General features: G+C 67.3%; 12 protein-coding genes. 6 read left to right on the forward strand and 6 right to left on the reverse strand.

The window, feature by feature from the left end:
- The first annotated feature begins 11 nt into the window (after window positions 1-11).
- The 3 genes from ACSQ1W_RS04885 to ACSQ1W_RS04895 all read left to right on the forward strand — a co-directional run bounded on the left by ACSQ1W_RS04885 (window position 12) and on the right by ACSQ1W_RS04895 (window position 2,310).
- On the forward strand, window positions 12-1,253 hold the full coding sequence (locus tag ACSQ1W_RS04885) for an HD-GYP domain-containing protein (protein ID WP_436041948.1): 1,242 nt from the start codon (window positions 12-14) through the stop codon (window positions 1,251-1,253).
- Between the two features lie 71 nt (window positions 1,254-1,324).
- The gene (locus tag ACSQ1W_RS04890; RefSeq protein ID WP_436041950.1) at window positions 1,325-1,750 is read left to right on the forward strand and encodes a GFA family protein; all 426 of its coding nucleotides are present in this window, start codon (window positions 1,325-1,327) and stop codon (window positions 1,748-1,750) included.
- A 128-nt stretch (window positions 1,751-1,878) separates the two neighbouring features.
- Window positions 1,879-2,310 (forward strand): nuclear transport factor 2 family protein, encoded by a 432-nt coding sequence (locus ACSQ1W_RS04895; RefSeq protein WP_436041952.1) that lies wholly within the window; start codon window positions 1,879-1,881, stop codon window positions 2,308-2,310.
- Here ACSQ1W_RS04895 and ACSQ1W_RS04900 read toward each other — a convergent pair whose 3' ends face one another.
- The 4 genes from ACSQ1W_RS04900 to ACSQ1W_RS04915 form a co-directional block, all read right to left on the reverse strand.
- On the reverse strand, window positions 2,311-2,877 hold the full coding sequence (locus ACSQ1W_RS04900) for a hypothetical protein (RefSeq protein WP_436041954.1): 567 nt from the start codon (window positions 2,875-2,877) through the stop codon (window positions 2,311-2,313).
- A gap of 102 nt (window positions 2,878-2,979) precedes the next feature.
- Complete coding sequence (locus ACSQ1W_RS04905) at window positions 2,980-3,495, reverse strand: nuclear transport factor 2 family protein (protein WP_436041956.1); 516 nt, start codon at window positions 3,493-3,495, stop codon at window positions 2,980-2,982.
- A complete protein-coding gene (locus ACSQ1W_RS04910; RefSeq protein ID WP_436041958.1) occupies window positions 3,492-3,716 on the reverse strand; it encodes a hypothetical protein in 225 nt (74 codons plus the stop codon). Before ACSQ1W_RS04910 ends, ACSQ1W_RS04905 begins: the two co-directional genes overlap by 4 nt.
- A 131-nt stretch (window positions 3,717-3,847) precedes the next feature.
- Complete coding sequence (locus ACSQ1W_RS04915; RefSeq protein ID WP_436041960.1) at window positions 3,848-4,882, reverse strand: NAD(P)H-dependent flavin oxidoreductase; 1,035 nt, start codon at window positions 4,880-4,882, stop codon at window positions 3,848-3,850.
- A 176-nt stretch (window positions 4,883-5,058) separates the two neighbouring features.
- On the opposite strand from ACSQ1W_RS04915, the gene ACSQ1W_RS04920 reads away from it, so the two are divergent.
- The 3 genes from ACSQ1W_RS04920 (at window position 5,059) to ACSQ1W_RS04930 (ending at window position 10,017) form a co-directional block, all read left to right on the forward strand.
- Entirely contained in the window at window positions 5,059-5,289 is a 231-nt protein-coding gene (locus ACSQ1W_RS04920) for a hypothetical protein (protein WP_436041962.1), read from the forward strand.
- A 386-nt stretch (window positions 5,290-5,675) separates the two neighbouring features.
- Window positions 5,676-8,543 carry a TonB-dependent receptor gene (locus ACSQ1W_RS04925; RefSeq protein WP_436041964.1) on the forward strand — a complete coding sequence of 956 codons (2,868 nt, stop codon included), beginning with the start codon at window positions 5,676-5,678 and terminating at the stop codon, window positions 8,541-8,543.
- A gap of 280 nt (window positions 8,544-8,823) precedes the next feature.
- Window positions 8,824-10,017 (forward strand): OsmC family protein, encoded by a 1,194-nt coding sequence (locus tag ACSQ1W_RS04930; protein ID WP_436041966.1) that lies wholly within the window; start codon window positions 8,824-8,826, stop codon window positions 10,015-10,017.
- A 56-nt stretch (window positions 10,018-10,073) separates the two neighbouring features.
- Here the strand turns inward: ACSQ1W_RS04930 and ACSQ1W_RS04935 are convergent, their stop codons facing one another.
- Entirely contained in the window at window positions 10,074-12,305 is a 2,232-nt protein-coding gene (locus ACSQ1W_RS04935; protein ID WP_436041967.1) for a TonB-dependent receptor domain-containing protein, read from the reverse strand.
- A gap of 144 nt (window positions 12,306-12,449) precedes the next feature.
- Window positions 12,450-13,556: a PepSY-associated TM helix domain-containing protein gene (locus ACSQ1W_RS04940; RefSeq protein WP_436041969.1), complete on the reverse strand. Its 1,107-nt coding sequence runs from the start codon at window positions 13,554-13,556 to the stop codon at window positions 12,450-12,452.
- Window positions 13,557-13,560 lie beyond the last annotated feature (4 nt).

Consider the following 13,560-nt stretch of genomic DNA (forward strand, 5'->3'; position numbering starts at 1 on the left):
CGGAGCCGTGCATGCTGCAGACCGTCGATGTCGCCGACCTCCGGCCCGGCATGTATGTGCACAAGCTGCTCGGCCCGTGGATGCAGCACCCGTTCTGGCGCACGTCGTTCCTGCTGGATGCCGAGCGCGTCGCGGAACTGCAGGACAGCGGGGTGGAGCAGGTGCTGGTGGACCTGTCCCGGAGCGAGCTGGGCGGCGATGGCGACGTCGATGTCCCGACCCCGGACGCGGCAGGACCGGTGCACGCGGAGCCGGCCGCGATGCCCTCGTCGGACGCGGATGCGGAGCGTCGCCGGGTGATCGTGACCGACGGCACCGTCAGCCTGGCGTCCGAGATCTCGCGCGCCCGCCGCATTTGCGATGAAGGCCGCGACGCCGTGGAGGCGATGTTCCGGGAAGTCCGGCTGGGCCGGGGTGTGGACGCCGGCCACGTACTGCCGTTGCTCGATGAGATCACCGGCTCGGTCGACCGTCACCCGACCGCGCTGGTGAGCGTGGCGCGACTGAAGGACGCCGACAGCTATACCTACCTGCATTCGGTCGCCGTGGGCGCGCTGATGGCCATGCTCGCCCGGCAGCTGCAGTTGCCGGAAGACCAGGTGCGGGAGGCCGCCTTGGGCGGCCTGCTGCACGACATGGGCAAGGCGATGCTGCCGCTGGAGGTGCTCAACAAGCCCGGCAAGCTGACCGATGACGAGTTCGCCATCGTCCGCCAGCATCCCGTGCATGGCGAACGCCTGCTGCGCGACGGCGGCATCACCCAGGAGGCGGTCCTGCACATCGCCCGCCACCATCACGAGAAGGTCAACGGCGCCGGTTATCCGCAGCGCCTGTCCGGCGCCGAACTGCCGCTGCTGACCCGCATGAGCGCCATCTGCGACGTCTACGACGCCATCACCTCCAACCGGCCCTACAAGACGGGCTGGGATCCGGCCGAATCGCTGCGACGCATGGCCAGCTGGCAGGGCCATTTCGACGAGACACTGATGAAGTCGTTCGTGCGCAGTGTCGGCATCTACCCGATCGGCGCGCTCGTGCGGCTCTCCAGCGAGCGGCTTGCGGTGGTGGTGGAACAGAATCCCGCCACGCTGCTGGCACCGCGGGTGCGCGTGTTCTACTCGGTCAGGTTGCGCAAGCATGTGTTGATGACCGACCTCGACCTGGCGACCGCGGGCGAGCATGAACGCATCGTCGGCGTGGAGTCGCCGGAGAAGTGGGGCTTCCGCGACCTGGAGAAGGTCTGGCTGCCCTGACGGAGCATGTCGATTCGCATCGTTCCGGTTCGTCGCCTGGACAGGCCCTGGCTGGATGAAAGGAGCGTGCCATGCAGACCCATACCGGCAGCTGCCATTGCGGCGCCGTGCGCTACGAGTGCGACCTGGACCTGGCCGCCGGCACGCGACGCTGCAACTGCAGCTTCTGCCTGAAGACCCGCATGTGGAAGGCCTTCGTGCTGGGGGAGGGCAGTTTCCGCCTGCTGCAGGGCGCCGAGGCGCTGTCGGATTACCGCGCCCGTGATTCCGGATGGCCCGAAGGCCAGGTGCACCACTACTTCTGCCGCCATTGCGGCGTGCGCGGTTTCAGCAAGGGTTACCTGGCGATGGCACCGTTCAACGGCTGGTTCCATGCCGTCAACGTCGCCACCCTGGACGGCCTGGACGATGCGCAGTTGGCTGCGGTTCCCGTGCAGTACGAAGACGGCCGCCACGACGACTGGGACCACGCGCCGGCGCATCTGCGGCATCTGTGAGGCGGCAGCCGGACTTCCGGCACGTGTCCGCGCGTCGGCCTGCGGAGAGCATGGCCCGTCGATGCACCCGTTCCCGTGTCAGGCAACGGGCGATGTGCCCCAGGCCATTCCACGCGAAGGAGATCCCGATGTCCCTGCTGTCCCTGGTCATGGCGGCCACCGCCGCCACGGCACCCGTGCCCATGGCCGAGGCCGCCACCCTGGCCGCGATCGAGGCGACCTGCTTCGACTACGTCGACGGCCAGCTGGAAGGCGACCCCGCCCGCGTGGCGCGCGCGCTGCACCCGGACCTGGCCAAGCGCTCGGTCATCGGCGATACGCCGGACGAACGCCTCGGCCTGCGCCGCATGTCGAAGGACGAACTGGTCTCGCTGACCCGGCAGGGCGCGCTGAAGACGCCGAAGGACCAGTGGAACCGCAGCTGCCGCATCCTCGACGTCACCGCCGAGACCGCCGTCGTGCGCCTCGAGACGCCGTGGTTCGTCGACCACTTCCACATGGGCCGTTACGGCGACCGCTGGATCATCGTCAATGCGTTGTGGCACATGAAGCCGCGGTGATCACTCCGCGATGGACGATTTCGCCGCCTTGCGGAACAGCAGGGCGGACGTGAGCCACGCCACGACGTACAGGCCGGTGAAGGCGAGCACGAAGGCAGGCGATTCCTGCGTGTCCATCCGCATGGCGATGCCGCCCGCCACCATCTGGACGACCGCCATCGCCGCCAGCACGCCTGCCATGCCGCGCGCCTGCAGGCGGACCAGTCCGCTGCCGATGGCGCCGATCGCCAGTACGCCGAGGAAGAGCAGGTTGGCGGCATGCTCGGGCTCGTCGACGATGCCGACGGCCAGGTTCGCCCACAGCAGCAGGAAGGCCGCGCCGATCGCGATCAGGCTGGCCAGCAAGTAGCTGGGCACGCGCGCCACGCGCGTCGCCATCTCGAAGGCCACGCAGGCGGTCAGCAGCATCACGCCGAACACGGCGAAATCGCTGCCGGTCCAGGCCACCTCGTGGGTGAACTGCATCGCCACCCAGGGCGCGAGCAGCAACAGCATGGCGCCACCCCATGCGAACGGGCGCAGTACGCGGATCCACACGATGGCGTTGGAGTAGGTGTCGCTGGTCATCGCCATGATTCCATGTCTGCGGGAGGCGCAGGGCACAGGATCGGCGACTGTCGTGCAGCGATGGCGGAGCGTGTGTGAAGCGGGTGCGAAGTCCTGCCGGGCTCAGGGCACCCGGGTGGCCGGCCGATGCGCGTAGCTCAGCACGCGGGTCACCTGCCACTGGCCGTCGCGTTCGCGCCAGACCATCACGAAATCGGCTTCACCCGCGCAGTCCTTTTCCGGCAGCGCGCAGAAGCGGTGCGTTCCTTGCGAGATCGCGCCGAAATCCTTGATTGGAAAGACCTCCAGCGTGCCGGGAACCAGCTCGCGTCGATAGCGGCCGCAGACGTACTCGCGCGTGCGGGCGATCATGTCGTCGCGGGTCCAGGTGACGCCGCCGTTGTCGTGGTAGAACTCCACCGACACGTCGAAGTAGGCGGCGTGCTTTGCCAGCTGCGCCGGATCTGCGCAGGTGTTGAACGTGTCGAACACGGCCGTGTCCAGCACAGCGATGGCCTCGGTCAGCTGTTCCGGCGTGCGCTCGACAACCGCCGTCGCCTCGGCCGCACAGCACAGCAGTGCGGTACCCAGCAGGCCGCAGAAGGCGGTTCTCGCCCTGCGCCAACGCGCGGTGGTCATGCCGACACCAGCGGTGCCCGCGGGCGACCGCCCAGCAGGCGTGCCGGCAGCATCAGCACGGCGTGCAGGAAGGCGAACAGCGCCGAGAAGGTGATGCCGACCAGGCGGAACGGCAGCGACAGCAGCCAGACGAACGGCCAGGCGACCAGTGCCAGCAGGGCGAGCGGCCAGCACAGGACGAGCAGCACGCACCAGGCGAGCAGGGCGACGAGGGTCTTCACGTTCCGGTTCCTTGGGTGGGGCGGCCATCGGCCAGCGGTCGTGGCGATCCTGGTCGCGTGTCCCGCCGCGGACAACCGGCGTGCGACGAAACGGGGCCGCCGGCGACCGAACGGCCGCTGGCGCGCGTGAATCAGTCCATGCCCAGCAGGTGACGCGTGACCTGCGCCGCGTCCCGTCCCGCAAGCGTGCCCGGTCGCGCGCCGGACCACAGCGGCGAGAAATCGTCGCGATCACGTGCCTCGGCCGCGGCGCGCAAGGGCGCGAGCGCCTGCGACGCCCACGGGAACGCCGGAGCCACGTCCGACAGCGGGCCGAGCTCGCGCATCAGCCGGTTGACCAGGCCACGCGCGGGCCGGCCGCTGAAGAGGTTGGTGAGCGCGCCTTCGCGCGCGGGCTGCTGCAGGGCGGTGCGATGCACGGCCGATGTGGTGGCTTCCGGGCACAACAGATAGGCGGTGCCGGCCTGTACCGCACTGGCGCCAGCCGCCAGCAAGGCGCGCACGTCGGCGCGGTCGCCGACGCCGCCGGCCGCGATCACCGGCACGGTCAGCGTTTTCGACAGCGCGGCCACCAGTTCGTGCGTGCCGGGCTGGATGGTCAGGTCGTCGGAGAGGAAATGTCCACGGTGGCCGCCGGCCTCGATGCCCTGCGCGATCACCGCGTCCGCACCCTGGCGTTGCAGCCACCGTCCTTCCTCCAAGGTGGTCGCCGACGACAGCACGGTGGCCCCCCAGCCCTTGATGCGCGCCAACAGGGACGCGTCCGGCAACCCGAAGTGGAAGCTCACGATCCGCGGTCGGAACGCCTCCAGCAGGTCGACAGTCGCCGCATCGAGAGGACGACGTGCGCCGGCCGTCGAGGGCGCGGGCGGTGCGACCCCGTACTCGGCGTAGTACGGCATCAATGCATCGCGCCAGCGTCGCCCATCGGCGGCATCCGGCTCGGCCATCGCGTGGCAGAAGAAGTTGAGGTTGATCGGCTGCGGCAATGTCGCGAAGGCGCGCAGTGCGGACTCGAGTTGCGCCGGGTCCAGCATCGCGCAAGGGAGGGAGCCGACGCCGCCGGCATGGGCGACCGCGATGGCGAGCGCTTCGTCCTGCACGCCGGCCATCGGCGCCTGGATGAGGGGAAGGGACGTGCCGAGCAGGGACGCGAGGGATTCCATGCCGCCAGCTTACGCCTGACCGCACGTCCACCGGCATCCAGGATCCGATGCGCATACGCGTGATGACGACGCGGCATGTCGCGATAACCACAGGCATGCAGTGGACGCGGATGTTTTAACCCGTGGGTAACGATGCGTTTGGCACGTTGCGATGGCCTCGAACGGAGCCCGCCGCCATGCCGAACGCCGCCTTCAGATCGCGCCAGGAACTCGATGCGATGGTCGACCAGATCGACCGGCAACTGGACGTGCTGTACCAGGCCTCGGCAGCGGCCTCGCGCGCGGAAGTCTGGTCCAATCTTGCGGGCGCGGCGCTCAAGCTGGCGGCACCCGAAGACCACGAGTACGTCTATGAGCGCCTGCATGCGGTGTTCAGGGCGCACCAGTCGGCGCCCGCATCTCCGTGACGCGCGCTTCGTAAGAACCGCCCGCTCCAGCGGCGGCATCCCGGCGTCGTCCACGAAGCATCGAAAGGGTAAGAGGCTTCGTCGTGGACGACGCATCGACCGGGTTCCGTTCCCGATCAAGGATGCATTGCGCCGGCTGGAGCGGGCATGCCAGATGTAGCGCCGTGGCCTGATCGCATGAAGTGGCGAAGCGTCATGACCACATGCGCCGCCAGCATGAGTCCGTGTCGCAGCTGCCCGGACCATCGTTCCTTGCCTAATGGCATATGCAGCGGTTATCTCGATATGCGGGTAACAGGTTATCTCCACATGCGTGGAGATGATTGTTCACGCCGGGTTTACGCTTTCTACGATGTGCGTCCCACGTCACACAGTGAGCGCACTTGATGTCGATCGTCCGCATACCGCGCGCCGCCCGTGCCCAGGCCGGTCCGGTGCATCGTACTCCCACGTACTTCCGCAAGACCTTGCTCGCACGCGTCGTCACCGCCGCGCTCGCAGGGCCTGCACTGCTCGCTGCACCGCATGCCGGGGCGCAATCGCAGGAAGCGTTGCAGGCCGAGAACCTCCGGCTGAAGGAAGAAGTCGCCCGCCTGAAGCAGGCGCTCGGCGTTGCCGATGCACCGGCAACGGCCACCACGACAGCAGCGCCCGCGCCGGCCGCATCGCCGACCACGGCACCGTCACGGTCCGTCGGCGCGCAGGTAGGCGACGCGCAGCTGCTCGACGCGGTGATCGTGAAGAGCGAGCGCATCAAGGATGTGCCGGATTCGATCTCCGCGGTCACCGGCGAGGAGCTGGAGAAGTTCCACGTCAACAACTTCCGCGACATCGTCAACCGCGTCGGCAACGTGCGCACGTCGTGGCAGAACCCGAACACCGCCTCGATCTTCATCCGCGGCGTCGGCTGGGCCGCCGGCGCCGGCGTGCTCGACCCCAGCGTCGGCGTCACCGTCGATGGCGTCAGCCACGGCATCAGTTCCATTTCCGCGCTCAGCAACTACCTCGATATCGAGGCTGTCGAAGTGACCCGCGGCCCGGCCGGCGTCGACGGCGGCAAGGCGTCGAACGTCGGGCGCGTCACCATCAACACGCGCAAGCCCGGCTTCTCGCCCGAGGCGCGCGCCACGCTGACGCTGGGCCAGCTCAACACCGTCATTGCCACGGCGGCGATCGGCGGCGGCATCATCGACGACACCCTGGCCTATCGCCTGACCGTCAACCGCGAGACCGCCGACGGCCCCTACAAGAACGCCAACGACAGTACCTTCACCTGGCGCAACACCGACCGCACCAGCGTCCGCGCGCAATTCCTGTTCACGCCCAGCGACAGGCTGGAAGCGAACGTGTCGCTGGACCTGACGCCCGAAGGCCGTGAGATCTGCGAGAACTGCTTCTGGTTCAATTCGAAGACTCCGGCCAGCTACGACTGGATCAACCCCGTTACCGGCCTGCCGGGTGCGGTCAACTACGCCGAAGACGTGTTCGGCAAGCTGCAGCGCCGCTGGTTCGCGCAGAAGCCGGACTACACCCTGGACGATTACTACGCACCGCGCGTCAACACCATCGGCGAGTACCCCAACACCTACGAGACCCGCGGCGCCACCGCCAACGTGGTCTACCGCTTCGACGACCGGACGTCACTGACCTCGATCACCGGGTACCGCGACTACCAGTTCTCGCAGGGCGCCGGCTCGCATACCGGCTTCGAGTGGCTGCGCGAACCGCGTGGCACCCAGACCAAGTACGAACAGCTCAGCCAGGAGCTGCGCCTGGATGCGGCGGTGAACGATGCACTCGACCTGCAGGCCGGCCTGTACTACTTCCGTGGCAAGTTCCCGTACTACACGCAGACCGAGCGCTACGGCTCCGATGGCGGCGCGTACTACGCCACCGATGCGCAGTACCGGCGGCTGGATCCCGTCACCGCCGGGCAGCCGGACCTCGTCGATCCTGCCGGCCGGCTGCTGCTGTTGAATTCCGTGCACGGGCTGGTCACCCAGCGCCGGGAGCGCTACTTCAACGAGTCATCCGCACTGTTCTCCAATCTCACCTGGGCGGCCACCGACGCCTGGAGCCTCAATGCCGGCCTGCGTGTCGGGCGCGAGACGCGCGAGACCACGGCGAGCAACGGCATCCTGTCCGATGGCTACGCGGCCGAGCTCAACCCGGCGTCGGTCAACAACGTAACTTTGAACGGCTTCGCCAACAATGCGCAGGGCGCGCTGCTCGCGACGAACAGCGCACAGCAGCTCGCGTTGGCCGACTTCGTCGCACAGAAGTACTTCGGCGTCGCGACCTATGCCGGCCTGAGCGCTGCGCAGCGGCAGCAGGTGGCGGACGCAAAGGCGATCCGCGCCGCCCGCATCGGCGGGCTCTACCAGCAGGCCGACGCGGAGGACTACGGCGAAACCCTTTACAACGGCACGCTGGGCACCAGCTACCGCGTCAACGATGCGCTGACCGTGTACGCGTCCTACAAGTACGGCGAGAAGCCGGGCATCGCGCAAATCGTCGGCGCCACCGCCCTGGGCGGCAAGTCGGTGCCCGCAGATACCGAGACCACGCAGGCGTTCGAGCTGGGCTTCAAGTCGCTGCTGCTGGACAACACCCTGTCCATCGCCGGCACGCTGTTCCGGCAGGATATCGACGACTACCTGCAGAACACCTTCGTCTACGACGAAGTGCAGACCCAGTTGAACAACAACGGCCAGCCGGCCTACCTGGCCGCGCTCGGCAACGTGCCGAAGGTGCGCACGCAGGGCCTGGAACTGGATGTCGGCTACTTCGGCATTCCGTACACCACGCTGCGCTTCTCGGGCGCCTACACCGATGCGGAGTACGTCGAGTTCCCGCGTGCGCCGGTGCCGGCCGAACTGGGCGGCAGCAATCCGGCGGGACCGTACTTCGACGCCAGCGGCAAGCAGTTGCCGGGCGCGCCGCGGGTGAGCGGCAACCTGTTCGCCGATTTCTCGTACCCGCTGCGCAACGACTGGGTCTTCCACACCAACCTCAACTACAACTTCCAGAGCAGCTACTACGCCGACACGCGGCTGTCGCGCTACGCCCGTGCCGACGGCTTCGGCGTGGCCGATTTCTCCATCGGCCTGGGCCGCCAGGATGGCCGCTTCGACGTCAGCCTGGTCGCCAAGAACGTCTTCGACCAGGACACCGGCATCCCGCTGACCTGGAACTCCTACAAGCCCGGTATTCCCCGCTGGATCGGCGTGACCTTCAGCGGTTCCCTGCATTGATCTCGACAAGATGTCCGGCATGTGATCGCTGGGGGTCAGCCTGACGAGTGGATGACGGCACCCTGTGCGTATCCCGGATCCCGGCGAGGTGAACCCTCGCCGGGATCCTTGTATGGGTGGCCAGACGAAAATGCAGCGTCACGTTTGTCGTGTGGTGTAGATGGTTGTACGCATATCGCTGTCGGCGGTGGCGCATGAGTCCATTCCTGTTCGCCATGACGCGATACGCCTGCAGCGGGCAAGAATGGACACCCCTCCCACTTGCCTGGAATCGCACCACATGTCCGCGACGAATCAACTCTATCTTTCACTCAAGCGAGGCATCCTGCTGGCATCGCTCGTCGCCGCCGCGCCGTTCGTTGCGATCGCCCACGCCGATGCCGCAGATGCCTCTGCCTTGCGTTCGCACCTGGCAGCAAAGAAGGCGGCCATCGTCGCGCTGTCGAGCCAGGAGGCGGCACCGACGACGTTGTATGGAAAAGTCACTGCCGAGAGCCGGTCCGGCGTCCGTCGCCTGCGCATCGGCGAAACCGGACAGTTCCAATGGATCAGCGATAGCGATCGCGGCTACGCCGGTTACAACCTGGGCGCAGGCTCGTGGGATTCCCTGGTAGGTACCCTGTCCAGCGCCGTGGCGGACGAGTACCTGGTGCAGGCCGCGCTGAAGGATATTCCGCTGGATTCGCTCGATGTCGTGTTCACCAGCGTTCCCCAGCGCAAGACGGAAGCGTTGGCTTATCCGAACAATCTCGGCTACACCGCCTATATCCAGTCGCCCGCGTCGGACGCCAAGCTGGAGGAGCTCCGGGCCGCGGTGCATGCCAGTTCCTCGGCGATCAATCTGGTCACCAAGGCGCAGGACGTTACCCATGCCACCGTGCACTACACGCACAGTGCGGCCACCCGCGATCCGGCACTGCCGCCCGGCCTGCGTGACTTCATCACCGAGGAAAAAATACCCGCCGTGAAAGCGCGTTCCCAGCTGCGTGCCGCAGGTGCGTCGGCGCCGGCACCACAGACGCTGATCGCGCATACACGCGTAGAACCGCATACCGGCCTGCGCTATACCCGCCTGGGCAAGGATGGCTACCACACGCAACTGCATGACAGCGCCACCGGCCTGCTCGGCTACGGCATCGCGCCGACAGTGGAGGAGCATCTGATCGGTGTCACCGGAACGTGCCTGACGCATATCTTTGAAGTGCAGGCGGCCACCCGCAATGTGCTGCTGGACAAGATCGAGCTACGCGTCACGGCCGAACTCACGCCGCGCTTCGGAAAAGGCGTGACCACACCGTCGCGTTACCAGAAGATCACTTATGACGTGGACGTCGAGTCGCCGGCATCGGAATCCGAGATCGACGGACTTCGCCAGGCGGTGGAGGCGACCTGCCCGTTGTACAACCTGGTGAAGGATGAGCAGACCGTGCAGGGCAAGGTGGTGCGCGGCCCGTATCCGGGCAAGGATGCCTGAGGCAACGCGGGTCCGCAGGCATCACCTGCGGACCCGCTTCGGCAGGCGTACGGACGTCAGAACTGCTTGCTGATGCTGACGTAGATATTCCGCCCCAGCCCGGTGCGCGTGCTGGTTTCCACGCTGGAAGCCGTCAGGCGCTCCTGGTTGAACACGTTGTTGATGCCGACCAGGAACTGCGTGCTGCCGTCCAGGAACGGCACATGCGAGGTCGTCGGCCGCCAGCGCATCTGCACGTTTGTCTGGGTGAACGACTCGCGCACGTACCAGTAGGTGGTTCCGGCCGAGACCAGCGTCTCCGGATCCTGGTCGGGCTTGAGCCAGTGCGTCACGTCGGCCGACACAGTGAAATCGTCGGCGTACGGCCGCCAGCGCAGGCCCAGTCGGGCGCGGTCGGCGAAGGCGGACGGGCTCTTGCGGCTGGTGGCCACGTCGGTCATGTCCAGCGACTCGTAGCTGAAGTAACCGCCCCAACGGTCGCGGTCGTACGACATCTCCAGCTCGAAGCCCTCGCGGTCCACGCCATCGACGTTCTCGTAGCGCACGTACTCGCTGTCGGCGGGCGAGACCGAGCCGTAGTCGACCACCAGCCGGATCATGTCGTCGATGCGGCCATTGAAGTACATCAGTTTGGTATCGAAGCGATCGTTGTCGGCCAGCAGGCCGTGCTGGCTCCACGAGAAGCCCGCTTCGTACTCCGACGACGTCTCCGACTTCAGGTCCGGATTCGGCTGGTACCAGTAATAGATGTTCAACGGGCCTTCGGAGGAGGTTTCGTGCGGCGTCGGCGCGCGGAACGCCTCCGAATAGTTCGCCAGCAGGGTGAAGCCGTCCGTCACCGCATAGCTCACGCCGACGCGCGGCGAGAAGCGGTTGTTGTCGTAGTCCTCGGACACGTTCTGTACTTCGCGGTCGAAGCGGTCATAACGGCCGCCGAGCTGCACTGCCAGGCGATCGCCGAACCAGCGCGACTCGTGCTGCAGGAAGATGCCCAGGTCGCGGTAGCGGTTCGGCATCGAGTTGAAGCTGGTCTGCACGCCGTTGAGGAGGTAGATGCCGTCCTCCTCGCGGTTCTCGAAATCGGCGCCGACCAGCAGGCGATGGCCCACCGCGCCGGTGTCGAACCGCATCAGGTTCTGCAGGCTCAGCCCCCAGCGCTCGTCCAGGTTCTTGTAGTAGAGGTCCACGCCGCGTTCGTAGCCGCGCTCGTAGAAGCCCTCGGTGCGGTAGGCGCGCGCGGTCAGGTCCAGCCATGGATTGCCCGCCGGGTTCAACGTGTAGGCCAACACCGTGTCCTTCTGGATGCGCTCGCCCAGCACGTCGCCGTTGGTCGGGCTGGTGGTGGCGTGGTACAGGCTGTTCCAGCCCGTGCGCGCGTCGATGCGGTAATCGAAGTGGCTCAGCGCCAGCTTGTGGCCCTCGCCGATATTCCAGCCCAGCTTCACGAAGACGGTGTCGATCTCCTCGTGGTTGTCGGCCACGTTGTCGCGCGTGCCGGTGGCATCCGTGATGCGGCCCACCTGCTCCAGATCGCCGCGCTCGGCGTACTTGGCGAACGCGAGCAGTTCGAAGCGCCCGTTCTGCGGCGCGGCGGCGAACGCGGCATGTGCCTGGTACTGGTTGTTGGAGTCGAAGCGGTAGTTCGCCGCTACGCCCCAGTCGCGGCCGGGCAGGATGAAGTCGGTCGCATCCTTGGTGGTGCTGCCGACCACGCCGCCGATCGCGCCGCCGCCATAGGTGATGCCGGACGAGCCACGCACCACGTCGACCTGCTTCAGCAGGTCGCTGTCCATGCTGAAGCCCGCCACCTGGTTGGCGAACAGATTGGCCGACCGGCGCACGCCGTCCTGCATCAGGATCACGCGGCTCTCCGAGCCATGGCCGAAGCCGCGGATCGAGAAGCCCTGGCCGATCGCACGGCCGTTGTCGTTGCCGGTGTCCACGCCGGGCACTTTGGCCAGTGCCTGGATGATGTCGACATGGTCGTCCAGGTCTTCCGGCACCAGCACCGAGGCCGAACCGGGATACTTCTGCACGTCGATGCCGAAGCGCGTGCCGACCACGGTGATGCGCTCGAGTTCGCTGGGCGCGTTCGTGGCGAAGGCGGACGGGGATGGGCAGCCGGCGGGCACGCGTTGCGTGATGCACGCGGCATCGTCGTCGGCGCGACACGCTTCGCGCGCCTTCGCCAGTGCATCGGCACACGCGGTGTCCTCGGCCTGCGCACGGGCAGGGGCGGAAAAACTCAGGACGAGCGCAATCGCTGCAGCGAGTGCAGTGCATTTCATCAAGGGATCTCCAGTGAGCTGAGGGTGAGGCTTCGCTGGCTCACGCTCGCTGGCGGCGCGTATGTTACACGGCTGTCATCTTCGATGCGATGCAGCCGCACATTGCGCGTCCGCATCCGCATCCGCGTCAGTGCATGCGATGCGCTATCGGCGGCGGCGTCGCCACAGTACGAAGCCGGTGGTGCACGAGGCGATCGTCACCACGCCGCCCAGGAAGACCAGCGTCTGCCCCGCGATGCCGAACGCCTTCCCGGAATGCAGTGCGTACTGCCACGCGAAGAAGGTATCGCCGGCGCTGTCGCCGACATCGTGGCGCTGGCCGAGCAGGCGGCCGTCTTCCATCGACACGTACGTCCACAGGCGGCCCTGGTCGTCGACATCGCGGTCGTCGTAGGTGCGTACGGCGAAAGCCTGCTTGTGCGGAAGCAGGCGCACGCTGTGCACAGGGGCGTCGCCGGCGGCGAGCGTGATGGCATGGTCCACGCTGATGGGGGAGCTCGCGGGGGCGCGGTCCGGCAGGTCATCGTCCAGCCGTTCGCTCACCGGACCCAGCCACCGCACCGCATCGCGGCTGGCATCCGGCCACGCCAGCGTCACGCCGGTCAGCGCCAGCACCAGCGTGAGCGGCAGCGCCCACATCGCCGGTGCGCGGTGCCAGTCGAAGCGGCGCCGCCCGCTGCCGGGCACGCCACCGAGCAGGAAGGCCTCTCGCCAGCGCGCCAGCCGCGGCACAGCCAGCACCACCGCTAACACATGGTCGATCAGCCACAGCAGCGACACGAAGCCGAGCAGCGTGGTCATCCACTCGCCCAGCAGCAGGTCCACGTGCAGACCGTAGAACACTTCCATCACGTGGCGACGGTCCAGTGCCAGCTTGCCGCTCTCGCGCCAGCCGAGCACGCGGCCGTCGCGCGGATCGGCGAACAGCTGCATCGAGACGCCATCGGCACGGCCGAGCATCCACAGCGTGCCGCCCGCCTCGGGCAAGTGCACCTGCCGCGGTTCGAAGCCGGGCAGGGCGAGACGGGCTTGTTCCAGTGCGTGCGCCAGCGGGATGTCGCGTGCCGGTATCGCGTGGATCGTTTCGATGCGCCGCAGGTCCGGATTGAGCCAGGTGTCCAGCTCGTCGTAGTACGCGATGACGCAGCCGCTGAGCGACAGCAGCACCAGCCACACCGTCGCGCCCAGCCCGAACCAGCGGTGCCACACGCGCAGCGCCGGACGCCAGCGCTGCGCGCGGGCTTCCGGCAAGCGC

Origin of the sequence: Pseudoxanthomonas sp. LjRoot143 (assembly GCF_964252945.1) — a bacterium.
In the GTDB taxonomy this organism is placed as follows: domain Bacteria; phylum Pseudomonadota; class Gammaproteobacteria; order Xanthomonadales; family Xanthomonadaceae; genus Pseudoxanthomonas_A.